Raw genomic sequence first — 25,543 nt, forward strand, 5'->3', positions numbered from 1 at the left:
TTTGGAGCAGCGGATGTATGGGCCGGATCAGCGCCGATCAATGGCGCGACCGATCAGAGTGTTGAAATCATCGGGCGTGGCGACCGTTGCGACCTCTTCGGCAGTCACCGTCACCCCCCATCTGGCCATGGCGGCATAGCGCGGCTGACGGTGGGCCAATGCGCGGGCATAGGTCCAGCGCACGAAATGATCGGGGTCACAGGTTTCTTCGGTTTTCCCGTAGGTTGCGCGGTATTCCTCCCAGGACGACTGAAGAAATCCGGGCTGGTAGTACATGGGCTTGGGCGCGCGGTCAAAACGGCGTACAAGTTCCGCCGTGTGGTCGTCAGACCCCTTGATCCAGATCAGCAGCAAAGTTTCCGACAATTGTCGCAAGACCGGATCATCCGCATCTCCCGGCTCCACCACCTCGCAGATCGACCCCGAGGTGTCGCAGACAAAGTTCGGATAGCCGTACAGATCTTCGGCGCGGGTGATGAAGTGTGCCGTATCCAGCATCGCCGCCGCCTCGGCCTTGCGGTGCTGGTCTTGCCGCATCATGTAGTCGGCAAAGGGCAGGCCGCCGCGTGCCGGATCACCGGGCTTGCCCAGATAGGTCGACAGCGGCGCCAGATTGTCAAAGGTGATGTTCGACGCGATGTAGACGGAATCGGTCATCAAGAGGTCGCGCAGCAGCGGCACCTTCATCGCCTCGCGCTTGAAATTGTCGGCGATGAACTCGTTCATGTAACGGGTGCCGATCCGGTAATCGACCGAATAGTGGAACCAGCCGCCGGCATTGGGCGCGGTGTCACGCAGCAGGTTGGACAGATGGGTCTTGCCCAGGCCCGACATGCCGAACAGCAGCACCCGCTTGCGCGGGCTGCCCAGATAGTCCGCTCCGCTTGCATAGATCATCGCCCACCCCCAAAGATGCCGCCCGACAGTTACCGCCCTGCGCCCGCACCTTCAATGGAAAACCCGCCCCGGTGAGGGGGCGGGTTTGGTCTGTGGTGTGATCCGGCGGATCAGAAGCTGAAGCCGACCTTCATGCCGACGCCGACAGCTTTGTTGCCGGTAAAGTTGCCGTCGCCGGACAGCGCCGTTGCATTGCCGACATCGACGTAACGCACGCCTGCGGTGACCTTCATGTTCTGATGGGTATAGGTGCCACCGACCTGAATGCTCTTCTGGCCATCGGTTGGCCCAAGATTGCCGACATTGCCGCCATGGTGCTTTTCATAGCCGATGGAGATGGCACCGGAAAACGCATCGCTGAACTTGCGGCCCACACCGATGTTATAGGTGATCGTGTCATGGTCGTAGCTTACCAGATCATTGAAGGGAACCGGCAGGGTTGGACCGTCAAGCTTGGTTACAGTCCAGTCCATCCAGCGGATAGAACCGAAGACAAGCGTATCCGCGGCGACGCCCGACTGGAAATCTAGCGTCAGAGATTGCGGAAGTTTAACGGTACTGGTGCCTGCGAGGGTACCAGGCGTGGGGGGGAAGGCTGTGAAACCCGAAACCTCCAGATCGTGGCTGGTCTCTGAGCTATAGGTAAGTGCCACACGCAGGGCGATTTCCGGCCTCTCGTAGGCAACACCCACCAAGTAACCGATATCGCGGTCATTGGCGAAATTGGCACGATAATTGCCGAGTGCAGGCAAAAATAGGTCACCACCGATTCCGACAGATCGAATGCCCCCATGGACGGAAACATTTTCGTTAAATTTGTACCGCACAATGGCAGCGACAGTATCGCCGCGCAGTTTCGCAGTTGATCCGGCGATAGGATATCCGGTTCCGGTCGGATAGGCCACATCGGCACCGAAGGTTGGGTCGATGGTCACGCCAAGCGAGATCTTGTTTGTAAGGTCGGCTTTGAACGCAAGCCCGACCGAGCTGTAATTCTCGGTCACATTGCCAGTTGTGACCGAAGGCGCGGCAATCAGTGCCCCCGACACTTTTGGCCTGACCGACCCAAAGCTCAGCTCAACGTAATTACCCCGCTCGAACATGAAGCCAAGCGGTGTTGTCGACCGCTCGAATCCGCCCGCTTGCGCGGACGTGGCGGTGGCCGCAATGGCGGCGACCGCGATCAGTGTATGTTTCATTTTTTTCCTCATCCCACATGAGATTTTCCCTGCCCCTGATGCTATTTGACGCAGGTTAATGCGGTCAATCAATGACGCCGCGTCACAAATCTGCCATTCAGGGCTTGTGTGTCTTTCGCGTCTCAGACCGGATGTTGATCCAGTTGGCGAACAGGATCAGGGCCGCGCCGACAAACAGCAGGGCCTCCAGCTGTTCGTTGTACAAAAGCGCCCCCGCCACGGCCATCAGCGGCAGGCGTGTGAAGTCGATCGGCATGACGAAGGTGGCAGGGGCAAGGCGCAGGGCCGAGGTCAGGCACAGATGCGCAAGCACGCCCGTCACCCCGATCAGCCCAAGCCAGGGGGCGGTTGTGGCGGTGGGCCAGGTGATGTGGCCATCCCACGCGGCCAGCACGGCGCCGAAGATGAATTGCATCACGGTCAGCCAGAACAGGATCGACAGGATGGTGACATCGCGCGCCAGCCGCTTGGTGGCGATATTGGTCGCGGCAAAACAGACCGCCGCCCCGGCGGCGGCCAGAACGCCGATGTTGAGCGCGTTGAAATCGGGGCGCACCACGATCAGGATACCGGCAAAGCCCAGGGCTGCTGCCAGCGCCCGCGGGGCGGTGATCCGCTCGCCCAGAAGCAGCGGCGACAGCAGGATCACCCAGAGCGGCGAGGTGAATTCGATGGCAATCAGCTGCGCCAGCGGGATCATCGTCAGCGCCCAGAACCATAGGTTCTGCCCGGTGAAATGCACCACATTGCGCAAGCCATGCCCGCCAAGGCGATGGGTGCTGATTTGGCCAAGCCGCCCCATCGCGGCGGCGAACCCGATGACCAGGAAGAAGCTGACGAAGGACCGCGCTGCCATGATCTCGAACGTGTCATGCGCACCCTGAAGTTGCCGCCCGGCGATCGCCATGCCGCTGAACGATACCACCGAGCCAAGCATCCACAGTGCGGCCGCCACCGGTCTGTAGGGGGCAGCTTGCGGTGGGGCGGGGGGGAGGTCCGGGGCATGCATCCGCCTGTTCTGCGGGCAGAAACCCGGAGTGTCCAGAGCCTGTATGCCCGGGCGGTCAGTCCGGCAAATCCTCGACCCGGAAGTCGCGCAGGATATGGCGGGTCGCCTCGAACCAGCGGCTTTGCCTTGTGCGGGCCTGATGCGCGTCAAAATCGGCGCGGGTGCGGAAGGTTTCCTGCACGTCCCAGACCATCGGATCATCGGTTTCGCTGACATCAAAGGACAGGCAGCCGGGCTCGGCGCGTGACAGGCGGATGTGGTCGGGCAGATGCCCGCGCACCGCCAGCACCTCGTCTTGCGACATGCAGATCAGATAGCCCTTCAGGCGGATCATTGCGGCACCACGATGGCCCGCACCTCGCCCGCCGGGGCGGTGCTGCTGATGGCGGCCAGCGCCTCGGGCAGGGTCAGCAGGCGGGTGATCAGCGGGGCGACGGCAATGGTGCCAGAGGCGATCATCTGTGCCGCGCGGACATGGGTGAACGGGTTGAGAAAGCTGTGCAACATCTGGATTTCCCGGAACAAAAGGTCAAAGGGTTCTATGCTGACCCGCGTGCCTTTGGCCAGCACCCCCAGAATGACAATCCGCCCGCCGGTGGCGGTCAGGGCCGGGGCGGCTTCGATGGTGTCCACCACGCCCGCGCATTCGATGACGGCATCCGCGCCCTGCGGCCAGATCTGCAGCGCCTGCTCCGGGGTGGCCGCCACATGGTCGGCCCCCAGTGACAGCGCCAGGTCCTGTTTGGCCAGGCTGCGGGTCAGCATCATCCCCTCGGCCCCGGCCGCGCGCGCAAGTTGCAGGGCCAAGAGGCCGATGACGCCGCCGCCCATGATCAGGCACCGCTCGCCCGCACGCAAGGCAGCGCGGTCCATCCCGTGCAGGGTACAGGCCAGCGGTTCGCAGAACGCGCCGTGGTGTGGGGGCAGGTCTGCGGGCAGGGCGATGGCATTGCGGGCAGGGATCAGCGCGAGGGAGGCAAAGCCGCCATCGCGGCCCACGCCGGTGGGGCGGTTGTTCGGACACAGGTTGATGCGCCCGCGCAGGCACTGCGGGCAGCTCAGGCAGGGGATGTTCGGGTCGCACGTTACCCGCGTGCCGGGGGCCAGCGTGACGCCCGCGCCGGTGGTGGTGATGATGCCGCTGAACTCATGGCCAAGGGTGACGGGGGGCGTGCTGGGAAACTCGCCCAAGAACAGGTGCCGGTCGGTGCCGCAGATACCTGCGGCTTCGATCCGGATGACCACCTCACCGGGGCCGGGGATTGGTTCGGAAACCTCTTCAAGCCGCAGGTCGCGGTTGCCGTGTAGTCTGAGTGCCTGCATCTTTCGTCCCCCCCTGTGGCCAGAGGGTGACGATGTTTTGCTATCCGGACAAGGGGGTTGAAAGACGCTTGGGCGGTGAAAGCCCCGGTCCCCGCCGGTTACTCCAGCTCGATGGTGCCCGGTGGTTTGCTGGTGCAGTCGTAGAACACCCGGTTGATGCCCGGCACTTCGTTGATGATACGGGTCGAGGTTTCGCCCAGAAACTCATGCGTGAACGGGTAGTAGTCGGCGGTCATGCCATCCACCGATGTGACCGCGCGCAGGGCAAGCGCGAAATCATAGGTGCGACCGTCGCCCATCACGCCCACGGTGCGCATCGGCAGGATGGCGGCAAAGGCCTGCCAGATTTCGTCATACAGCCCGTGCTTGCGGATCTGGTCGATATAGACCGCATCGGCCTTGCGCAGGATGTCGAGCTTTTCCACCGTGATCTCGCCCGGGCAGCGGATTGCCAGACCGGGGCCGGGGAAGGGGTGGCGGCCGATGAAGCTGGCGGGCAGGCCGAGTTCGCGGCCCAGGGCGCGCACCTCATCCTTGAACAATTCGCGCAGCGGTTCGACCAGTTTCAGACCCATCTTTTCCGGCAGCCCGCCGACATTGTGGTGGCTCTTGATGGTGACCGACGGCCCGCCCGAAAAGCTGACCGATTCGATCACATCGGGGTAGAGTGTGCCCTGGGCAAGAAACTTGGCCCCGCCCACCTCATGCGCGTGTTTCTGGAACACGTCGATGAACAGGCGGCCAATAGTCTTGCGCTTGACCTCGGGGTCCGACACCCCTTCCAGCGCGCCGAGGAACAAGTCGGATTCGTCGGCATGGATCAGCGGCATCTGGTAATGATCGCGGAACATGGTGACGACCTGTTCCGCCTCGCCCAACCGCAGCAACCCGTGGTCGACGAACACGCAGGTCAGCTGATCGCCGATGGCCTCGTGGATCAGCACGGCGGCGACTGAGGAGTCGACCCCGCCCGACAACCCGCAGATCACCTTGGCATCGCCAACCTGTTCGCGGATCTTGCGGATCGCCTCATCCCGGTAGGCGTCCATCGTCCAGTCGCCCTTGAAGCCGGCGAGCTTCACGAAATTCTCATACAGCTTTGCACCCTTGGGGGTGTGGTGCACCTCGGGGTGGAACTGCACGGCATAAAAATGCCGCGACGGGTCGGCCGTGATGGCAAAGGGCGCGTTGGGCGAGGTGCCGAACACCTCGAACCCCGGGGCGATTTTCGACACATGGTCGCCGTGGCTCATCCAGACCTGTTCGCGCCCGCCGGTGGTGTTGGGATCAAACCAGCCATCAAGAAGCGCCAGACCCGCACCGCTTGGCGTCACGTAAGCCCGGCCAAATTCGGCGGTGCCATGCCCGCGTTCAACCAGACCGCCAAGGCAGTGCATCATCACCTGCTGGCCATAGCAGATGCCCAGCACCGGCACGCCCGCGGTAAACACGGACGCGGGCGGCATCGGTGCGCCCGGCGCAAAGACCGAAGATGGCCCGCCCGACAAGATCACGGCTTTCGGCGCGAAACCGGCCAGAAAGGCATCGTCAACCTTGTTGAATGGATGAATCTCGCAATAGACGTTCAGCTCGCGCAGACGGCGCGCGATCAGCTGCGTTACCTGAGAGCCGAAGTCGATGATCAGAAGGCGGTCATGATGGGTCATGCGACCTCGCATACGAAGGGCTGTGCAGAATCGCAAGGGGGGAAAGTCGGGCTGGCCGCTTCGCCGGCGGGCGGCGGGAATCTGCGTATTTGGGCCGGGATGATGGCCGCGGGCCAGAAGAGGGAAGAGGGCGCATGTCGTTTTTAGGCACCAAGTGACGGAAACGGGTTTCGGGCCGACCGGCTTTGGCGGCATAAGGGCGACAATCAGGCTTTGGAGGGCGGATATGAGCGATGTTGCGGTTGAAGGGCGCCGGGCGCGCGGCGGCGGCGGATCGGCCCGGCGGGCGGAGCGCACGGCAGTGTCGCTGGACACCGCGAAGTTCATCCAGCGCAACATTCCGAATTTCGAGATCCTGAACGCCGAGGCGCTGGAGATCATCGAATGGAATGCCGATACGGTTCTGGAAGAGATTGGCGTCAATTTCGTTGAAAACCCCGCCGCTCTGGCACTGTGGAAGGCGGCCGGGGCCGATGTGCAGGGCGAAAGGGTGCGGATTCCACGCGGTCTGGCGCGGAAATTATGCGCAACCGCCCCGTCCAGCTTTACCCAAGCTGCCCGCAACCCTGCACGGAATGTCGATATCGGCGGGCGCAATCTGGTGCTGGCCCCGGTCTACGGCCCGCCCTTCGTGCGCGATATCGAAGGCGGGCGGCGCTATGCCACCATCAACGATTTCCAGAACTTCGTGAAGCTGGGCTATATGTCGAAATGGCTGCACCATTCGGGCGGCACGGTGTGCGAGCCCACCGATGTGCCGGTGAACAAGCGCCATCTGGATATGTTGCACGCCCATATGGTGCTGTCGGACAAGCCCTATATGGGGTCGGTCACCGAGCCTTCCCGTGCGGTCGATTCGGTCGAGATGTCGAAGATCCTGTTCGGGTCGGATTTCGTCGATCAGAACACGGTGATGACCTCGCTCATCAACATCAACAGCCCGCTGACCTTTGACGGCATCATGATGGGCGCGCTGGAGGTGTTTGCAAAGGCCAATCAGGCCGCGATCATCAGCCCCTTCATCGTGGGGGGCGCAATGGCCCCGGTTACCGTGGCGGGCACGCTGACGCAGGTGCTGGCCGAGGTGTTGGCCGGGGTGGCCTACAGCCAGCTGGTGCGGCCGGGGGCCCCGGTGATTTTCGGCGCCTTCGTGACCAGCATCGACATGAACTCCGGCGCGCCGACCTTCGGCACCCCGGAAGCCGCCCACATCACCTATGGCGCGGGCCAGCTGGCACGGCGGTTGAACCTGCCGTATCGCTCGGGTGGCAGTTTCTGCGGATCAAAGCTGCCCGACGCGCAGGCCGCCTATGAAACCGCGAACAGCCTGAACATGGCGCTGCTGGCGGGGGTGAACTTCATGCTGCACGCCTGCGGCTGGCTGGAGGGCGGGCTGGTCAGTTCCTATGAGAAATTCGTGATGGACGCCGACCAGCTGGGCACGCTGCACCATCTGGCGCAAGGCGTGATGATGGACAAGAACGGTCAGGCGATGGACGCGCTGCGCGAAGTGGGGCCGGGCGGGCATTTTCTGGGCTGCGAACACACGCAGGCCAATTTCAAATCGGCGTTCTGGCGGTCGGACGTGTTCGATTACAAACCGTTCGAGACCTGGGCCGAAGAGGGCGCGCGCGACACGCAGGCGCTTGCGGCTGAACGGGTAAAAAAGCAGCTGTCGGATTACCAGCAGCCCGCCCTTGACCCCGGCATCCGTGAGGCGCTGGACGCCTATGTGGCACAGAAAAAGGCGTCCATGCCGGACGCCTTCATCTGATCTGACGCTCAATTGACAAGAACCGCTGCATCCCGGCCCGCCCCCACAAGGCGGGCCGTTTGCTGTGCGGTCAGGTGCGGCGTATCACCAACCGCGATTCCGCCAGCAGGGCAATCAGCACCTCGATATGCCGGGCAATCGAATAGCCCGCATCCCCGCGCTGCCGGGTTTCCTCCAGCTTGTCTTCTTGTGACAGCAGCTGACACACCGTCGCTTCGGGCGAGGCGGGCAGGTCGACAAGCCGCTTCAGGTCGCGGTCGCGGCGGTAATCTGACAGGCCGAAGCGTGCGGCGTGCATCAGCAGACGCGGGCGGCGCAGATCGGCGAGGCGGGTGCGGAAATCGGACATCGGCAGGCTCCTTATTGCTTCCGGAACACCCTAAATCCGCCAGCGTTGCGTTGCATTTTATGTGGATAACCGCGCGGTCGATTTGAAATCGTTTCACTTTATTCATCAAATATCCACAGGTCCGCCGAAAACGAGCCCTTCTATTAACCAATGCGTAACCGACTTCCTTCAGGTTGAATTAACCATGAATGGGTCAGGAAACCGCACGGCGGCATCGGAACTGAAGATGACATCGAACCTGTCCGCCGATTTCACCCTGCCCGCATGGTTGCCCAACGACGTCAGGCTGTACCTCGATCATACCGAGGTCGGCGTGACATTCCGGGAACTGGCGCGTCGGCAAGGGGCGCATGCCTCTACCGTGATGCGCCAGGTCCGCCGCTGCGAAGCACGCCGTGAGGATCCTTTGGTGGATGAAGCCCTGGCCCTGCTGGGCGACAGGTCGATGGCCCCAGAAAATGATGAGGATCCTGCCATGACCATGCCTGTCTCACCAAAGTCCCTGCATCTGGACGAAGCCACCCTGGCCCGTGAGGGTCGCCGTATCCTGCGGCGGATGGCAGAGCCGGGGGCGGTGCTGGCCATTGCCCCCGATCTGGACAAAGCGGTGGTGCTGCGCGAGTTTCCCGACGGCCAGCAGACAAGGACCGGGGTGGTCGACCGGGCCATCGCGCAGGCTTTCGCGCTCAAGGACTGGATCGCATGCCGCAAAAAGGGCCGGGTGACAACCTATGAGATCACCACGGCAGGGCGTGCCGCGCTGAAACGGATGATTGATGAGTCCGATCTGGCCCGGCAGGCACAGCACAGCGGGATGGCCGAGGCTGCGATGCCCTTTGCCGCCCAGCACCGGATCTGGGACGAGCGCCAGATCGAAGAGGGCGGGGTGTCGCGCCGGATTCGCTATAACCTGGCTGAAAGCCCGCTTGCCGCCATGGGCCGGCGGCGCGACAAGGATGGCCGGCCATTTCTGGAAAATGACCTGATCCGTGCGGCCGAACGCCTGCGCGAGGATTTCGAGCTGGCGCAGATGGGCCCGCGGGTGGCGCAGAACTGGGAGCGGTTTCTGACCCCTGGCGACCGAGGCGGGTTCCGCCCCGATGCGGGCCATGGCGAGGGGCCCGGCCGGGCGCGCGACCGGGTGGCGGCGGCGCTGCGCGACCTTGGCCCCGGTCTGGGCGATGTGGCGCTGCGGGTCTGCTGCTTTCTGGAAGGCATCGAGACGGCGGAAAAGCGGATGGGCTGGGCCGCGCGGTCGGGCAAGATCGTCCTGCGCATCGCCTTGCAACGCCTGCGGCGGCACTATGAGGAAAACGCCTGCGCCCAAAGCCATTTCATCGGCTGAAGCGAACGGCTGTCAGGGCAGACCGGGGCAGGCCCGTGGCTGGTGCCCCGGCCTGCCCCTGACGGCCATGTGCTGCGTGCAACCCCCTGCGTCCGCAGGGCCGGTTGTGCGCGCGGCCGGATCGGGCTAGATATGTCGTGTGGCATGCAGTGTGGAGGCCCCCTTGCGCGATCTGACCATTCCCGACCAGCGGCACCCGGAAAAAGCGCATCGTCCCGACAATGCCCAGCCGAAGAAACCCGACTGGATCCGCGTCCGCGCCCCGACCTCCGAAGGCTACAAGCGCACCCGCGACATCCTGAAAGAGAAAAAGCTGGTCACCGTCTGCGAAGAGGCGGGCTGCCCCAATGTTGGCGAGTGCTGGAGCCAGGGCCACGCCACCATGATGATCATGGGCGAGATCTGCACCCGGGGCTGCACCTTTTGCAACGTGGCAACCGGCAAGCCGCAGGTGCTCGATGCGTTCGAGCCGGGCCGTGTCGCCCATGCCGTGGCCGAACTGGGGCTGAACCATGTGGTGATCACCTCTGTCGACCGTGACGATCTTGATGATGGCGGGGCCGAGCACTTCGCCCAGACCATCCGCGCCGTACGCCACCGCTCGCCCGGCACCACGATCGAGATCCTGACGCCGGATTTCCTGAAATGCCCGCCCTCGGCGCTTGAGAAAGTGGTCGAAGCCCGCCCCGATGTCTTCAACCACAATCTGGAAACCGTGCCCGGCCTGTACCTCGAAGTCCGTCCCGGTGCGCGTTATTTCCATTCGTTGCGCCTGCTGCAACGGGTCAAGGAACTGGACCCGACCCTGTTCACCAAATCCGGCATCATGGTCGGCCTTGGCGAAGACCGCGCCGGCATTCTGCAGGTGATGGATGACATGCGCAGCGCCGATATCGATTTTCTGACCATCGGCCAGTACCTGCAACCCACCCCGAAACATCACCGGGTCAACCGCTTTGTCACCCCTGATGAGTTCAAAAGCTATGAGACCGCAGCTTATGGCAAAGGGTTCCTGATGGTTTCCGCCACCCCGCTGACCCGGTCATCTTACCACGCGGGCGATGACTTCGCGCAGCTGCGCGCGGCGCGTCTGGCAAAGCTCGGTCGGGCCTGACGCAGCACACCGAACGCTGCAAAACCTTCGGCTTTGCAGCTTTCCCAGATACTCCCGCGCGGCGCGCATCGCCCGAGGAGACACGCCCCTTGGCGTGCGACGAGACAAAAACAACGCGCCGCAGGCGCTCCATCAGAACAACGGCCGCAGATCAGCGCCGCCCGTAAAGATCTGCCGCCCGGCGCTCGAAGGCCCGCACCACCCGCAGCATCGCCTCGTTGAACACCACACCGATGATGCCTTGCAAAATGGCGTTGCGGAATTCGAAATCGACAAAGAAATCGACATCGCAGCCGCCCTCCGCCTCGCGGAATTTCCAGGTCGAGCGCATGTGGCGGAACGGCCCGTCCAGATATTCGGTCTCGATCCGGTGTTCCTCTGGCCACAGCACCACCCGGCTGCCAAAGCGTTCGCGGAACACCTTGAAGCTGATCACCAGATCGGCCTCCATTACTTCGGACCCGTCAGGCATCTGCGTACGCGACCTGATGCGTGCGGCGGAATTCCACGGCAGGAACTGGGGGTAAGACCCGACATCGGCCACCAGATCATACATCTGTTGCGCGCTATAGGGCAGAAAGCGGATTTCGGAATGGGTTGGCATCGCTCGTCCCGTGACTTGGTCCGTGCTTTTCGTTAGAAAGCGCACAGAAATCAAGGGGACGCCATGACGCAACGACCTTATGTGATTGATCAGATGATCAGCGCCAAATCCATCGCCGCGCGGGTCGAAGAACTGGCGCGCGAGATCACCACGCATTTTTCAGGCACCGACAAGCTGGTGGTGGTGGGGCTGTTGCGCGGCTCTTTCGTCTTCATCGCTGATCTTGTGCGTGAACTTAACCTGCCGGTCGAGGTGGATTTCCTGGAGGCGTCGAGCTATGGAAACTCCATGCAATCTTCCCGAGAAGTGCGCATTCTCAAGGACTTGCGGGGCGAAATTGCCGGGCGCGATGTGCTGCTGGTGGAAGACATCGTCGACACCGGCTTTACGCTCAGCCATGTGATTCACCTGCTCAACGCGCGCGAACCGGCGCGGCTGAAGGTCTGCGCGCTCTTGGACAAACCGTCGCGGCGCGAGGTGGCGGTCAAGGCGGACTGGACCGGTTTTGACATCCCCGATGAATTTGTGGTGGGCTATGGCATCGACTTTGCCCAACGCAACCGCAACCTGCCGTTCATCGGCAAGGTCCGGTTCACGGAGGATGCGCCGTGAACCCGGTCTGGCTGATGCGCATGGCACGCTGGGTGCGCCATCCGCCGTCGCCCGCGCGGGTCAAGCTGGTGGTGGGGGTGGTGCTGGTCTGTTTTGTGATCTTCGGGGTTGAATATGTCTGGGGCTGGCCAGACGCGCTGACCGTGCAGAAGATCAGACCCTGACTGTCGTTGGCAAAAAGGTGATGCCGTTTTTTCAGGTACTGGGTTAGCCTCGAGCTGCAATGCCCCGGCACCAAGGAGTTTTCATGCGCCGCCTGTTTCTGTCTGTCTGTGTTGCCGCCGTCATCGGGGCCGGGGTGTTCTGGGCCGTGACCCGGCCAGACCCGATGCCCGCAGATACCTTCGCCGGCCTGACCGGCGATGCGGGACGCGGAGAGGCGGTGTTCCACGCCACCGGCTGCGCCTCGTGCCACGCGGCACCCGGGGCTGTTGGTGAGGCGAAGCTGGTGCTGGCCGGGGGGCAGGCTTTCCCGTCCGATTTCGGCACATTCCTTGCCCCCAACATCAGCCCCGACCCGCAGCACGGCATTGGCGGCTGGTCGCTGCCCGATCTGGCCAATGCCATCCAGCGCGGTGTGTCACCTGATGGCGCGCATTATTATCCGGCCTTGCCCTATTGGTCCTATGCCCGGATGCAGCCGCAGGATGTGGCCGATCTGTATGCGTTTCTACAGACCCTGCCACCAGACGCCACGCCAAACCAGCCGCATCTGATCGGCTTTCCGTTCAGCATCCGCCGCGTGGTCGGGGGGTGGAAAGTGCTGAACAATAACGCAGATTTCGTGCTGGAAGGTGATCTGACCGAGGCCGAGGCGCGCGGCCGCTACATCGTCGAAGCAATGGCCCATTGCGCCGAGTGCCACACCCCGCGCGATGCGCTTGGCGGGCTGGACACCAGCCGCTGGATGGCGGGAGCGCCCAACCCGTCCGGTCAGGGCACGATTCCCAACATCACCCCCGCGAAGCTGAGCTGGAGCGAGGGCGAGATTGTCGAATACCTAACCAGCGGCTTCACCCCCGATTATGATTCGGTGGGCGGCCATATGGTGGCAGTGGTCGAGAATATGGCGCGGCTGCCGGAAAGCGATCGCGCGGCAGTGGCGGCGTACCTCAAAAAACTGCCCGGCGTCGAATAGGGTACTGCGTTCAGACTTGCCGCAAGGCCCGTTCCAGCAGAACAAGCGCATGGCCAACCGTGGCCTGACGTACCTGTGCCCGGCCAATTGCGCCGAACTCCACCGTTTCGGTGATTGGCTCTTGCCCGGCGCGCGCCAGACCAAAGCACACCCGTCCTTCGGGCTTGAACTCTGACCCGCCCGGCCCAGCGATTCCCGTGACCGACACCGCGAGGCCAACCCCCGCGCGCAGCAATGCGCCTTGTGCCATTTCGCGGGCGACCTCTTCGCTGACCGCGCCGAAATCGGTCAGGGTTTGCGCTTGCACCCCCAGCATTTCGGTCTTGGCGGCGTTGGAATAGGTGACAAACCCCCGGTCGAACACGTCGGACGATCCTGCCACCTCGGTCAGCGCGCCCGCGATCAGGCCGCCGGTGCAGCTTTCGGCGGTGGCGATGCGAAGCCCCCTGGCGCGGGCCAGTGCCAGAATCTGCGCGGCCTGCGTCACATCAGCACCCCATGGGCAAAGGCTGCCGCGACCATCACCGCAACCCCTGCAAACACCCCGGCCCACAGGTCATCCAGCATTACTCCCGCCGGATCGCCGCGCCGGTCGGCGCGGCCGATGATCCAGGGTTTCCAGATGTCGAACAGGCGAAAGAACACAAACGCCGCCACCCAGCCCGGATAGGCCACCACCGCCCAATCCTCGACCCCGCGCCACCAGAAGGCGGCGGCGGGGAACATGAGGGCAATCCACTGGCCCGCCACTTCGTCGATCACGATTTCCGACGGGTCATCGCCCGGGCTGTCGCGCAGCGCCTGTCCGCAGGCCCAGAACCCCAGCAGGGTCACCGCGACGGTGGCCGCCACCAGCACCGGAAATCCAAGAAAGCGGTCAATGGCGATGCCCAGCACCACCGCGACGGCTGATCCCCATGTGCCCGGCGCGGGCCGCAACAGGCCGACATAGCCGAAGGTGGTGATCGCGCGGATCATGCCCGCACCAAGGCGCAGGTGGCCAACGCGGCAATCCCCTCTTCGCGCCCGGTGAAGCCAAGCCGCTCCGACGTTGTCGCCTTGACGCTGATCCTGTCCATATCCACCCCCATGATACCCGCCAAAGCCGCCCGCATCGCCGCCTGATGCGGCCCGATCTTGGGCCGTTCGCAAACCAATGTCACATCGCAATTGGCGATGCGGTAGCCGCGCGCCGCCACCCGGCCCATCGCGTGGCGCAGAAAGATATGGCTTTCCGCCCCCTTCCATTGCGGGTCACTGGGCGGGAAATGCACGCCGATATCGCCTTCGGCCAGCGCGCCATAGATCGCATCGGTCAGTGCATGCATCCCGACATCGGCATCGGAATGGCCCAGAAGCGCCTTGTCATGCGGCACGTTGACCCCGCACAGCCAGACCTGATCGCCGGTGGTGAAGGCATGCACGTCATAGCCATTGCCCAGTCTGATATCCATGTCCCGCCCCTTCAGGATCTTTTCCGCGCGGATAAAATCCTGCGGATAGGTCAGCTTCATATTGTCTTCATCACCGGGCACGATGGTCACCGCATGACCCGCCCAGCGCGCCACCTCGACATCATCTGCCGCCCCGCCGGGATGGGCGCGGTGCGCCGCAAGGATTTCTGCAAAGCGAAAGCCCTGCGGTGTCTGCGCGCGCCACAGCCCGTCGCGCGGGGCGGTGCCGGTCACGGTACCGGCTTCCCCGCGCCACAGTGCATCGGTCACCGGCAGGGCAGGGGCCGCGCCGGTGCTGGTGTCCAGCGCCTGCAGCACCGACGCGATCACCGCGCCCGACACCAGAGGGCGGGCGCCGTCATGGATCAGGACTTTGGTCACGCCCTGACCCTCCAGCCAGTCCAGCGCGTGACGCACCGAACCCGCCCGCGTTGCCCCGCCCTCGACCATCGGCAGGCCAAAGCCCGCCGCACGGGCGCGGTCATCCGGGTGGATCACCAGGATCACCCGGTCCACCCGTCCGGCAAAGGCGGCGATGGTATGGGCCAGCACCGGAATGCCTGCCAGAATTTGCCATTGCTTTGGCAGATCGCCTCCTGCACGGGTTCCCCGGCCTGCGGCAACGATGATGGCGGCTGTGGTCATGGGCACCTCTTTGCCCCTTGTGCTTAAATGAGGGGGACAAGTTGCGCAACGTGCCCAGATTCCACCCGGATTTGCTTAAAAAATATGCACTGCATGTTTTTCAACCGTTTTATTGACCATCTGCCTTTGTTATCCCCGCTGAACAAGATTACCTCATCCTCAGGCGCATAAGGATTGTGCAAGTGGCGTTGTTGCTCGACAGGTTTGTCATCGACCCTCCGGTGCTGCTGGCCCCCTTGGCCGGAATCACGGATCTGCCGTTCCGCCGGGTGGTCGCCCGGTTCGGGGCCGGTCTGGTGGTGTCCGAGATGATCGCGAGCGAAGATGTGATGCGCGCGCAACCCTTGGCCCGGGCCAAGGCCGAACTGGGGTTCGGCGAGGCGGCCACTTCGGTGCAACTTGCCGGGCGCGACCCGTACTGGATGGCCGAAGCCGCCCGCTATGCCGAGGGGCAGGGCGCGCGGGTGATTGACATCAACATGGGCTGCCCGGCAAAGCGGGTCACGGCGGCAGGCGGCAACGGGGCCTGCGGGTCGGCACTGATGCGCGATCCTGATCTGGCGGTCGCGCTGATGGAGGCGGTGGTCGGCGCGGTCAACCTCCCCGTCACGCTGAAAACCCGGTTGGGCTGGGATCATGACAACCTGAACGCCCCCGATATCGCCGCCCGGGCTGAGGCGGCGGGCATCCGCATGATCACCATCCATGGCCGGACCCGGAACCAGTTCTACAAGGGCAGTGCCGATTGGGCCGCGATCCGGGCGGTGAAACAGGCGGTATCCATCCCGGTGATCGCCAACGGCGATATCACTGATGCAGACAGTGCCGCCCGCGCCTTGCAGCAATCGGGGGCCGATGGCGTGATGGTCGGGCGCGGGGCGCAGGGCGCGCCCTGGCGTCTGGCCGAAATCTCGCACGCGCTGTATGGCACCCCTGCGCCAGACGTGCCGCAAGGGGCGGCGCGCGCCGATCTGATCGCCGAGCATTATGAGGCGCAGTTGTCGTTCTATGGCAGCAGTCTTGGCATCAAGACCGCCCGCAAACACCTGTCATGGTATCTGGAAGAGGCCGGGGCGCTGACCCACCGCACGGCGATTGTCACCAGTGATGATCCGGCACAGGTCATCCGCCTGATCCGCGCCAGCTTTGCCGAGTCCGGAAAGGCGGCCGCATGACCCCGTACCGCACCCCCTATCCGGTTCCCGGGGTGATCTGGGCCAGCCTGCCGATTCCTGCGCTGTTGCTGGGCCTTGACGGGCGGATCACCGAGGTGAACCCGGCAGCGGAAACCTTTCTGAACGTGTCCTCCCGCGCGCTGATCGGCCAGCCGGTGTTGGACCGTCTGTCGATTGACGCCCCGATGGAAGAGGCATTTCTGCGCGCCCGCGCCAACCAGTCGACCATCTTCATCAATGATATCGACGTGACCACAGGGGAACGCGCGCCGGTGCAGTGCAATGTGCAGGTGGCGCCCATGCACGACAATGCCGACTATCTGATGTTGCTGATCAGCCCGCGCGATATTGCTGACCGTCTGGGCCGGTCGATGAGCGTGAAATCGGCGGCCAAATCCGCCATCGGCATGGCCGAGATGCTGGCGCATGAAATCAAGAACCCGCTGGCGGGCATTTCGGGCGCGGCGCAGCTGATCAGCATGAACGCCAATGCCGAAGACCGCGAGCTGACCGATCTGATTGTCGAGGAAACCCGCCGCATCGTCAAACTGCTGGAGCAGGTGGAACAGTTCGGCAATCTGCGCCCGCCGGAACGCCGCGCGGTCAATATCCATGATGCACTCGACCGCGCGCGGAAATCGGCGCTGGTGGGCTTTGCCGCCCATATGCAGATTGTCGAGGATTATGATCCGTCCTTGCCCGCAACGTTCGCCGACCCGGATCAGTTGATGCAGGTGTTCCTGAACCTGATCAAGAACGCGGCCGAGGCCAGCAAGGGCCGGCCCGGCACCATCCGGTTGCGCACCTTTTACGACCTGTCCTTGCGCCTGCGCCGTAAAACCGGGTCGCCGTCAGTCTTGCCACTGACGATCGAAATCATCGACGACGGCCCCGGCATTCCGCCGGAGATCGCTGCTGATATCTTTGAACCCTTTGTTTCGGGCCGCGAAAACGGCACCGGGCTTGGCCTTGCGCTGGTATCAAAGATCATTTCCGACCACGAAGGCTGGGTTCAGGTCGATTCGGTGCCAGGCCGCACCGCGTTCCGCGTATCCCTTCCCGTGGCCCCCAAGAAAATGGAGAGCATTTGATGGACGGCACTGTTCTGGTCGCAGATGACGACCGCACGATCCGCACCGTGCTGACCCAGGCGCTGACGCGGGCGGGGTGCAAGGTGCACGCCACCTCCAGCCTGATGACGCTGATGCGCTGGGTCGAAGAGGGCAAGGGCGATTTGGTGATTTCCGATGTGATCATGCCCGATGGCAATGGGTTGGACGCGCTGCCCCGCATCGGCAAGATGCGCCCCGGCCTGCCGGTCATCGTGATCTCGGCGCAGAACACGATCATGACCGCGATTCAGGCCGCCGAGGCCGAGGCCTATGATTATCTGCCCAAACCCTTTGACCTGCCCGATCTGATGAAGCGGTCAGCCCGCGCGCTGGAACAAAAGCGCCGCGCGCCGAAGATCCCGGTGCAGCCGCTGCGTGAGGCGGGCGATGATCTGCCGCTGGTGGGGCGTACCCCGGCAATGCAGGCGCTGTACCGTCTTGTGGCGCGGGTGATGAACACCGATCTGGCCGTGCTGGTCACCGGCGAATCGGGCACCGGCAAAAGCCTGATCGCCCGCGCGATCCATGATTTTTCTGACCGCCGCAGCCAGCCCTTTGTTGTAGCACAATCCGGCGACCTGCAAGGGATGGAGGGGCCGTCCACGCTGTTGGCGCGCGCCAAGGGCGGCAGTCTGGTGTTCGACGAGGTGGCCGACTACGACGATGAGACGCAGGCCCGCATCGTGCGCATGCTCGACCTGATGGGCGAGGGCGCACCGCGCATCATGGCGACCAGCCAGGTCGATCTGTCGGCGCGGATGGAGGCGGGGGCGTTCCGGCAGGATCTGTACTATCGCCTGTCGGGGGTGACCCTGCATGTGCCGTCCTTGCGCGAACGGGTGGATGACATCCCGCTTTTGGCAGACCATTTTCTGACCCGCGGCGAACGCGACGCCGGCACCATCCGGCGGCTGTCGAATGACGCGCGCGATCTGGTCCGCGGCTATTCATGGCCCGGCAATGTGCGTCAGCTGGAAAACACCCTGCGCCGGTTGATGGTCACCTCCTCCGAGGCGGAAATCACGCGGGGCGAAGTCGAATCGGTGCTGGGCAACCAGCCGGTGATGGAACCGCTGAAAGGCGGCGGCGAGAATGAGAAGCTGTCGGCAAGCGTGGCGCGGCATCTGAAGCGCTATTTCGATCTGCACGGCGGCCACCTACCCCCGGCAGGCGTTTATCAGCGGATTTTGCGCGAAGTAGAGATGCCGCTGATCGAAATCGCGTTGGATGCCACCGCAGGCAATCAGGCCAAATGTGCCGATCTGCTGGGGATCAACCGCAATACCTTGCGCAAGAAGATCACCGACCTCGATATCCGCGTGACACGGAGACGCAAGCTGATGTAAAACCGCAACATCAGGCGTGTCCTTGCCGCCCCAGGCGGAAAGGACAGTGGATGTGGCGGAATGGGCACGCAGCACGTGCCTGCATCGGGGGACGGGGCGGAGTGCAGCATGCGTTGAGATCAGCAGCCTGGGAACGGCTGTCGCGCTTGCGCAGGCAACGTCGGGTGCAGACGGCCACCACCTTCGGGCTGGTGTTTCTGGGGCCGGTGCTGGCGGTCTTTACCTTTCTGACGCTGGGGCCGTTCAGCCAGGGGTCCAACAGCCCGGCGCTGCGGCTGGTTCTGCTGGCGGATCTTGTCTATATTCTGGTGGTCGCGGCCCTTGTGCTGGCACGGGTGGCAAAACTGGTGGCCGACCGGCGCAGCCAGTCGGCCGGATCGCGCCTGCACCTGCGCCTGTCCGGGGTGTTTGCACTGGTGGCGCTGGTGCCGACGGTTCTGGTTGCGGTCTTTGCGGTGCTGACGGTGAATATCGGGCTGGAGGGATGGTTCTCCGAACGTGTGCGGTCAGTGGTTGGCACCTCGCTTGCGGCGGCGCAGGCCTATGACCGGCAAAGCCGCGATGACCTGATCGAGGATGCCACAGGCCTTGCCGCTTATCTGAATGTGGCCAAGCAATCGACTTTCTTTCTGCCCGATGATGGCCTGCGCCCCTTGTTGTCGCAGGGGCAGGGAGCGGTGCAGCGCGGGCTGAAAGAGGCATTTCTGATCGACGGCAGCGGCACATTGCTGACGCGTGGCCAGAGGTCCTATCTGTTCGACTTCGAGGTGCCGCCCGCCGACGCGCTGATCCGCGCCCGGACAGAGGGCCCGCAGCTGATTGAAGACTGGGACAATGACGAATTCCGCGCCGTCGTGGCGTTGGAAGCGTTTGTCGACCGCTATCTTTATGTCAGCCGCACCGTTGATGGCCAGTTGCTGTCCCTGCTCGATTCCACCCGCGAAACCGTGCGGCTGTACAACCAGCTGGAGGCAGACCGGGGCAGGGTGCTGTTGAACTTTGGTCTGATCTACCTTGGCTTTGCCATTATCCTGATCCTTGCCGCCACCTGGATGGGCCTGTGGTTCGCCGAACGCCTGTCAAAACCGGTGGGCCGTCTGGCGGGGGCCGCGCAGCGGGTGGGGGGCGGTGATCTGGATGTGCAGGTTCTGGAGGAAAAGGGCGATGACGAAATTGCCATGCTGGGCCGCATTTTCAACCAGATGACCCGGCAGCTGAAAGGCCAGCGCGCAGCACTGGTCGAAAGCAACCGCCAGACCGAACGCCGCCGCCGCTTGTTCGATTCCGTGCTGTCCAATGTGACCGCTGGGGTGATCGGCCTGAACTCTGACGGGCAGATCGACTTTGTGAACCGTGCCAGCGAGCGGTTGCTTGATATGCCGCAGCCGGGCGATGATCTGGCCCTTGCCGATGCGGTCCCTGAATTTGCGCCGCTGTTCGAACGCCTGCGGCTCAGCAACACCGCCGCCGTGCAGGAAGAGGTGCGGCTGACCCGCAAGGGCAAGCTGGAAAGCCTGCTGGTGCGGATGAGCGTGCGGCGCAGCGATACCGGCCGGCTGGAAGGCTATGTGGTGGCCTTTGACGATGTGACCGATCTGGTCAGCGCCCAGCGCATGGCCGCCTGGGGCGATGTGGCGCGGCGTATCGCGCATGAAATCAAGAACCCGCTGACCCCGATTGCCCTGTCCGCCGAACGCATCAAGCGCAAGTTCCGCGATCAGGTCAGGGAACCGGCGGATCTGGAGCAGTACACCGATGTTATTGTGCGCCAGACCAATGACTTGCGGCGCATTGTTGATGAGTTTTCCAAATTCGCCCGCATGCCCGAACCCGACCGCCGCGACACCGACCTGACTCGTCTGGTCCGTGATGCGGTGACGTTGCAGGAAAGCGGGCAGCCCACGGTGCGGTTTGTGTCCGATATTCCGGAGACCGCGCAGATCATGGAACTGGACGCGACCATGATCACCCAAGCCCTGACAAACCTGATCAAGAACGCAGGCGAAGCCATTGAAACCCTGCATGAAAAAGGCGCGCCCGAAGGGCATGTGCCCGAAATCCGCGTGCTGATGGAGACGGATGACGACGGCGTCATCCTTCGCATCATGGACAACGGCACCGGCCTGCCGCCCGACCGTGCGCGGCTGTTTGAACCTTACGTGACCACCCGCGACAAGGGCACCGGCCTTGGCCTGCCGATCGTGAAGAAGATCATCGAAGAACATGGCGGCACGCTGGCCCTGCTGGATGCCCCGGTTTTTGACGGAAATACCCATGCGGGTGCGATGGCGGAAATCCGTCTGCCACGCCTGACCCGCAAACGGGCGCGCAACAACATGGTCGCACAGGGCCAGGGAGGCTGAGATGAGCATTTTGATCGTAGATGATGAAAAAGACATTCGCGAACTGATCGGGGATATTCTGAAGGACGAAGGCTTTACCATTCGTCTGGCTGGAAATTCCGACGATGCGATGGCCGAAATCAATGCCGATCCGCCCAGTCTGATGATTTTGGACATCTGGCTGAAAGACAGCCGGATGGACGGGATCGACATCCTCAAGACCGTCAAGCGCGACAACCCGGATGTGCCCGTGGTGATCATCTCGGGGCATGGCAACATCGAGATCGCGGTCGCCGCGATCAAACAGGGGGCTTACGACTTTATCGAAAAGCCGTTCAACATCGACCAGTTGATGGTGGTGGTGTCCCGCGCGATGGAAACCAGCCGCTTGCGCCGCGAAAACGCCGATCTGCGCCGGCGTGAGGTGACCAGTTCGGAAATGCTCGGCTCCAGCCCCGCCTTCCGCGCCCTGAAGGCGCAGCTGGAAAAGGTCACCAAGTCGAACGGCCGGGTGATGCTGACCGGGCCATCGGGCAGCGGCAAGGAAATGGCCGCGCGGTTCATCCATACCAATTCCAACCGGGCGACGGCGCCGTTTGTGAGCGTGTCTTCGGCCACGGTGGAACCTGACCGGATGGAAGAGGTGCTGTTCGGCCGCGAAACTGCTGAACGGGGAATCGAAAAAGGCCTGCTGGAACAGGCGCATGGCGGCGTTGTCTACTTTGACGAAGTGGCGGATATGCCGGTCGGCACCCAATCAAAAATCCTGCGGGTGCTGACCGAACAGCAGTTCACCCGGGCCGGTGGCACCGACAAGGTACGGGTTGATCTGCGCGTGGTGTCGTCGACCACCCGCGATCTGCGCGCCGAAATCGCCGCCGGCCGGTTCCGGCAAGAGCTTTATGACCGGCTGAACGTGGTGCCGATCCCGGTGCCGAGCCTGGAGGAGCGGCGCGAGGATATTCCCGAACTGACCCGCCATTTCATTGATCTGTTCCACCGCACCCAAGGCCTGCCTGCACGCCAGCTGACGCAAGAGGCCGAAGCCATGCTGCAAACCACCGCCTGGCCCGGCAACGTGCGCCAGTTGCGCAATGTGATTGAACGGGTGCTGATCCTTGGCGAAGCGTCCGGCCCGATTGAGGCGACCGAACTGCCGGGGCAGGAGGCTGCGGTGGAAGGCAACGGGCGGCTGGTGCTGGGCGGGGCCATGGCCACCCTGCCACTGCGCGAGGCGCGTGAGGTGTTTGAACGTGAATACCTGCTGACCCAAATCAACCGGTTTGGCGGCAACATCAGCCGCACCGCGAATTTTGTCGGCATGGAACGCTCGGCGCTGCACCGCAAGCTGAAATCGCTGGGCGTGGTGACCACATCAAAATCCGGCGGGCGGTCCGCGCATTTTGACGAGCTGGACGACGAGGACGAAGGCTGACCCCGCCCGTGCCCGACATTGACCCTGAGCCCGCCTTCTGCGATGCAATGGGTCTGTGGCGGGGCCAGGGCTGGCCTTGCCACCCTATAAGGGGCTGACATGAAAGTCATCATCTGTGGCGCGGGTCAGGTTGGCTGGCAGATTGCGCGCCAGCTGTCGGGTGAACGCAATGACGTGACGGTGGTGGATGTGAACCCCGATCTGGTGCGTCGGGCAACGGATACGCTGGATGTTCAGGGCATTGTCGGCTTCGCCTCTTACCCCGATGTGCTGGAACGCGCGGGCGCGCGCGACGCCGATCTGATCATTGCCGCCACTCATTCCGACGAGGTGAACATGGTCACCTGTCAGGTCGCGCATTCGGTGTTTTCGGTCCCGCGCAAGATTGCCCGGTTGCGGGCGCAAAGCTATCTGGATGCCATCTATTCAGACCTTTACCGCCGCGAGCATCTGCCAATTGACGTGGTGATCAGCCCCGAACGCGAGGTGGCCGAGGCCGCGCTGCAGCGTCTGGCGGCCCCGTCGACCTTTGACACCGAAAGCTTCATGCTGGGCCGGGCGCAACTCTTGGGCATCGCGCTGGATGATGACTGCCCGGTGCTGAACACGCCGCTGCGGCAGCTGAACGATCTGTTTTCCACCCTGCGCGCCATTGTGGTGGGGGTGCGGCGTGACGGGCGGCTGTTTGCGCCCGACCCCGATGATCAGCTGTTTGCGGGCGATCAGATCTATGTCTTCACGCATTCCGAAGATGTGAACCGCGCGCTGGAAATCTTTGGCAAGAAGGCCAAAAAGCAGGAACGCATCGTCATCATCGGCGGCGGCAACGTGGGTCTTGGCGTGGCCCGCGCGCTGGAGGCGCGCAGCGACAGGGTGCGTGCCAAGATCATCGAGAAATCCCGCCCCACTGCCGAACGCGCGGCCGACAGTCTGGAACGCACCATCGTGCTGCATGGTGATGGCATGGATATGGAGATTCTGTTGGAGGCCGCCATCGACCGGGCCGATGCGGTTCTGGCGGTGACCGATGACGACAAGACCAACCTGCTGGTGGCGGTGCGTGCCAAGCAGGCCGGATGCCAGATGGCGATTGCGCTGGTCAACGACCCCACACTTGCGCCCTTGATGGGGCCGCTCGACATCGACGCCTATATCAACCCGCGCGCCACCACCGTCAGCTCGATCCTGCGCCACATCCGCCACGGGCGGGTGCGGGCGGTCTATTCCATCGGCGACGCCGAGGCCGAGATGATCGAGGCGCAGATCCTGTCTACCAGTTCGCTTGCGGGCAAGATGATCCGCGAGATCGACTTTCCCGAAGGCGTGCTGGTCGGCGGCGTGATGAAGGGCGACAAGGTGGTGAAGCCGGCGGCAGAGCTGCGGCTGGAAGCGGGCGATATCATCGCGCTGTTTGCCATGACCTCTGACGTGCGGGAGGTGGAGCGGCTGCTGCAGGTCTCCATCGACTTTTTCTGATGACCTTGCGCGACCGGCTGCTGGCCGCACCGCTGCTGGTAATCCTGTCCGCCCTGTCGGGCGTGGCGATGTTCCTGCCCGCAGCGCATGCGACCCTGACCAATATGGATCAGGTGGCGCAGAGCTTTTTCTATTCCGGGCTGATGGTGCTGATCGTGACGGCGATGGTCTGGCTGGCCACATCGACCTGGCGGCCCCGCAACCTTGCGCGCAGCCAGCTGGCCTCGCTGGTCGGGGCCTATGCGCTGATGCCGGTGATCTTTGCGGTGCCGGTCACGCAGGCGCTGCCCGATACCAGCTTCATGAACGCCTGGTTTGAAATGGTGTCGTGCTTCACCACCACCGGTGCCTCGCTCTATGATACGCCGGGCCGGTTGGCCCCGTCGCTGCATCTGTGGCGGGCCACGGTCGGCTGGCTGGGCGGGCTGTTCATTCTGGTCACGGCCACTGCGATTCTGGCCCCGATGAATCTGGGCGGGGTCGAGGTGATGTCGGGCCGCGCGCCGGGGCGGGGGGGGGCGGGGCTGAGCCAGATCACAAAGGTCGCCGACCCGTCGCAGCGGTTCCTGCGCTATACGATGGTGCTGTTTCCGATCTATTCCGGGCTGACCCTGCTGCTGTGGCTGCTGCTGATGATCGCGGGGGAGGTCAATCTGCTGGCGCTGATCCACGCCATGGGCACGCTGTCAACCTCTGGCATCGGGCTGGATGGCGATCTGAGCATGCTGCGCACCGGGTTGGTGGGCGAGGTGCTGATCGTGCTGTTCCTGATGCTGGCGGTCACCCGGCGGTTTTTGCCGGGCGCGCAATCGGCGCTGATGCAGGGCCCTTTGCACCGCGACCCCGAGGTGCGGCTGGCGGCCATCGTGATTGCGACCACCACGGCGGTGCTGTTCTTTCGTCATTTCATCGGCGCCATCGAGGTGGAAGCGACCGATGACGCCGCCTCGGCCCTGCGGGCGCTGTGGGGCACGTTCTTCATGGCGGTCAGCTTTCTGACAACCACCGGCTACGAATCCGGCGAATGGGCGGCGGCGCGCAGCTGGTCGGGCCTGCCCAGCCCCGGCCTTGTGCTGCTGGGACTGGCGATCATTGGCGGCGGGGTCGCCACGACGGCAGGTGGGGTGAAACTGCTGCGGGTCTATGCGCTGTTCCGCCATGGCGAGCGCGAGCTTGAAAAGCTGATCCACCCGTCATCCATCGGCGGGCAGGGGTCGCAGGCGCGGCGTTTGCGGCGCGAAGGCGCCTATTTCGCCTGGCTGTTCTTCATGCTGTTTGCGCTGTCGATTGCGGTCAGCACGGCGGCGCTGTCACTGATGAATCTGCCCTTCGAGGATGCGCTGGTGCTCACGCTTGCCGCCCTGTCCACCACCGGCCAGCTGGCCGATCTGGCCGGATCGACGCCGATCCGCTATGCCGAGCTTGACAATGCGGCCAAGGCGTTTCTGGCCATGGTGATGGTGGTCGGGCGGCTGGAGACGCTCGCACTTCTGGCGCTGTTTGCCCCGTCCAGCTGGCAACGCTGAG

At 63.6% G+C, this 25,543-nt stretch carries 24 protein-coding genes; 13 read left to right on the plus strand and 11 right to left on the minus strand.

The window, feature by feature from the left end; translation table 11 throughout:
- Positions 1-27: 27 nt before the first annotated feature.
- From EEB11_RS00500 to guaA, 6 genes are all read right to left on the minus strand, one after another.
- On the minus strand, positions 28-897 hold the full coding sequence (locus tag EEB11_RS00500; RefSeq protein ID WP_135428382.1) for a P-loop NTPase family protein: 870 nt from the start codon (positions 895-897) through the stop codon (positions 28-30).
- Positions 898-1,007: 110 nt separating this feature from the next.
- The gene (locus EEB11_RS00505) at positions 1,008-2,108 is read right to left on the minus strand and encodes a hypothetical protein (RefSeq protein WP_135428384.1); all 1,101 of its coding nucleotides are present in this window, start codon (positions 2,106-2,108) and stop codon (positions 1,008-1,010) included.
- 85 nt (positions 2,109-2,193) lie between these two features.
- Positions 2,194-3,105 (minus strand): DMT family transporter, encoded by a 912-nt coding sequence (locus tag EEB11_RS00510; protein ID WP_210134350.1) that lies wholly within the window; start codon positions 3,103-3,105, stop codon positions 2,194-2,196.
- Between the two features lie 55 nt (positions 3,106-3,160).
- Entirely contained in the window at positions 3,161-3,439 is a 279-nt protein-coding gene (locus tag EEB11_RS00515) for a putative quinol monooxygenase (RefSeq protein ID WP_135428386.1), read from the minus strand.
- A complete protein-coding gene (locus EEB11_RS00520) occupies positions 3,436-4,428 on the minus strand; it encodes an alcohol dehydrogenase catalytic domain-containing protein (protein WP_135428388.1) in 993 nt (330 codons plus the stop codon). Before EEB11_RS00520 ends, EEB11_RS00515 begins: the two co-directional genes overlap by 4 nt.
- A gap of 98 nt (positions 4,429-4,526) precedes the next feature.
- The gene (gene guaA, locus EEB11_RS00525) at positions 4,527-6,095 is read right to left on the minus strand and encodes a glutamine-hydrolyzing GMP synthase (RefSeq protein WP_135428390.1); all 1,569 of its coding nucleotides are present in this window, start codon (positions 6,093-6,095) and stop codon (positions 4,527-4,529) included.
- Positions 6,096-6,321: 226 nt separating this feature from the next.
- Between guaA and EEB11_RS00530 the strand changes: the two genes are divergently transcribed.
- Entirely contained in the window at positions 6,322-7,869 is a 1,548-nt protein-coding gene (locus tag EEB11_RS00530; RefSeq protein WP_135428392.1) for a trimethylamine methyltransferase family protein, read from the plus strand.
- Between the two features lie 70 nt (positions 7,870-7,939).
- Here the strand turns inward: EEB11_RS00530 and EEB11_RS00535 are convergent, their stop codons facing one another.
- Positions 7,940-8,218: a DUF6477 family protein gene (locus EEB11_RS00535; protein WP_135428394.1), complete on the minus strand. Its 279-nt coding sequence runs from the start codon at positions 8,216-8,218 to the stop codon at positions 7,940-7,942.
- 226 nt (positions 8,219-8,444) lie between these two features.
- On the opposite strand from EEB11_RS00535, the gene EEB11_RS00540 reads away from it, so the two are divergent.
- The gene (locus EEB11_RS00540; protein WP_135428396.1) at positions 8,445-9,563 is read left to right on the plus strand and encodes a DUF6456 domain-containing protein; all 1,119 of its coding nucleotides are present in this window, start codon (positions 8,445-8,447) and stop codon (positions 9,561-9,563) included.
- 163 nt (positions 9,564-9,726) lie between these two features.
- Positions 9,727-10,677, plus strand: a complete 951-nt coding sequence (gene lipA, locus EEB11_RS00545; RefSeq protein ID WP_135428398.1) for a lipoyl synthase — start codon at positions 9,727-9,729, stop codon at positions 10,675-10,677.
- 151 nt (positions 10,678-10,828) lie between these two features.
- Here the strand turns inward: lipA and EEB11_RS00550 are convergent, their stop codons facing one another.
- Entirely contained in the window at positions 10,829-11,281 is a 453-nt protein-coding gene (locus EEB11_RS00550; protein ID WP_135428400.1) for a type II toxin-antitoxin system RatA family toxin, read from the minus strand.
- Positions 11,282-11,344: 63 nt separating this feature from the next.
- Here EEB11_RS00550 and hpt point away from each other — a divergent pair, with 63 nt between their 5' ends.
- The 3 genes from hpt (at position 11,345) to EEB11_RS00560 (ending at position 13,031) form a co-directional block, all read left to right on the plus strand.
- Positions 11,345-11,893, plus strand: a complete 549-nt coding sequence (gene hpt / locus EEB11_RS00555; RefSeq protein ID WP_135428402.1) for a hypoxanthine phosphoribosyltransferase — start codon at positions 11,345-11,347, stop codon at positions 11,891-11,893.
- Positions 11,890-12,057 (plus strand): hypothetical protein, encoded by a 168-nt coding sequence (locus tag EEB11_RS19415; protein WP_167852616.1) that lies wholly within the window; start codon positions 11,890-11,892, stop codon positions 12,055-12,057. Before hpt ends, EEB11_RS19415 begins: the two co-directional genes overlap by 4 nt.
- A gap of 83 nt (positions 12,058-12,140) precedes the next feature.
- Positions 12,141-13,031, plus strand: coding sequence for a cytochrome c (locus EEB11_RS00560; protein WP_135428404.1), 891 nt, complete (start codon positions 12,141-12,143; stop codon positions 13,029-13,031).
- A 10-nt stretch (positions 13,032-13,041) separates the two neighbouring features.
- Here the strand turns inward: EEB11_RS00560 and EEB11_RS00565 are convergent, their stop codons facing one another.
- The 3 genes from EEB11_RS00565 to EEB11_RS00575 are packed head-to-tail and all read right to left on the minus strand — an operon-like array spanning position 13,042 to position 15,130.
- Entirely contained in the window at positions 13,042-13,518 is a 477-nt protein-coding gene (locus EEB11_RS00565; protein ID WP_135428406.1) for a CinA family protein, read from the minus strand.
- Positions 13,515-14,009, minus strand: a complete 495-nt coding sequence (locus tag EEB11_RS00570) for a phosphatidylglycerophosphatase A family protein (protein ID WP_210134351.1) — start codon at positions 14,007-14,009, stop codon at positions 13,515-13,517. Before EEB11_RS00570 ends, EEB11_RS00565 begins: the two co-directional genes overlap by 4 nt.
- Positions 14,006-15,130, minus strand: coding sequence for a bifunctional 2-C-methyl-D-erythritol 4-phosphate cytidylyltransferase/2-C-methyl-D-erythritol 2,4-cyclodiphosphate synthase (locus tag EEB11_RS00575; protein WP_135428408.1), 1,125 nt, complete (start codon positions 15,128-15,130; stop codon positions 14,006-14,008). Before EEB11_RS00575 ends, EEB11_RS00570 begins: the two co-directional genes overlap by 4 nt.
- A gap of 182 nt (positions 15,131-15,312) precedes the next feature.
- On the opposite strand from EEB11_RS00575, the gene dusB reads away from it, so the two are divergent.
- The 7 genes from dusB (at position 15,313) to EEB11_RS00610 (ending at position 25,542) form a co-directional block, all read left to right on the plus strand.
- Entirely contained in the window at positions 15,313-16,305 is a 993-nt protein-coding gene (gene dusB, locus EEB11_RS00580; protein WP_135428410.1) for a tRNA dihydrouridine synthase DusB, read from the plus strand.
- Positions 16,302-17,396 carry a two-component system sensor histidine kinase NtrB gene (locus tag EEB11_RS00585; protein ID WP_135428412.1) on the plus strand — a complete coding sequence of 365 codons (1,095 nt, stop codon included), beginning with the start codon at positions 16,302-16,304 and terminating at the stop codon, positions 17,394-17,396. The genes dusB and EEB11_RS00585 overlap by 4 nt, the downstream gene beginning before the upstream one ends.
- Entirely contained in the window at positions 17,396-18,763 is a 1,368-nt protein-coding gene (locus tag EEB11_RS00590) for a response regulator (RefSeq protein ID WP_135428414.1), read from the plus strand. The genes EEB11_RS00585 and EEB11_RS00590 overlap by 1 nt, the downstream gene beginning before the upstream one ends.
- A 101-nt stretch (positions 18,764-18,864) precedes the next feature.
- Positions 18,865-21,126, plus strand: a complete 2,262-nt coding sequence (locus EEB11_RS00595; protein ID WP_135428416.1) for a sensor histidine kinase NtrY-like — start codon at positions 18,865-18,867, stop codon at positions 21,124-21,126.
- 1 nt (position 21,127) lies between these two features.
- Positions 21,128-22,540 (plus strand): nitrogen assimilation response regulator NtrX, encoded by a 1,413-nt coding sequence (ntrX, locus tag EEB11_RS00600; RefSeq protein WP_135428418.1) that lies wholly within the window; start codon positions 21,128-21,130, stop codon positions 22,538-22,540.
- 99 nt (positions 22,541-22,639) lie between these two features.
- On the plus strand, positions 22,640-24,016 hold the full coding sequence (gene trkA / locus EEB11_RS00605; RefSeq protein WP_135428420.1) for a Trk system potassium transporter TrkA: 1,377 nt from the start codon (positions 22,640-22,642) through the stop codon (positions 24,014-24,016).
- Complete coding sequence (locus EEB11_RS00610) at positions 24,016-25,542, plus strand: TrkH family potassium uptake protein (protein ID WP_135428422.1); 1,527 nt, start codon at positions 24,016-24,018, stop codon at positions 25,540-25,542. Before trkA ends, EEB11_RS00610 begins: the two co-directional genes overlap by 1 nt.
- Position 25,543: the final 1 nt, after the last annotated feature.

This window comes from Pseudotabrizicola sediminis, assembly GCF_004745575.1.
GTDB lineage: Bacteria > Pseudomonadota > Alphaproteobacteria > Rhodobacterales > Rhodobacteraceae > Pseudotabrizicola > Pseudotabrizicola sediminis.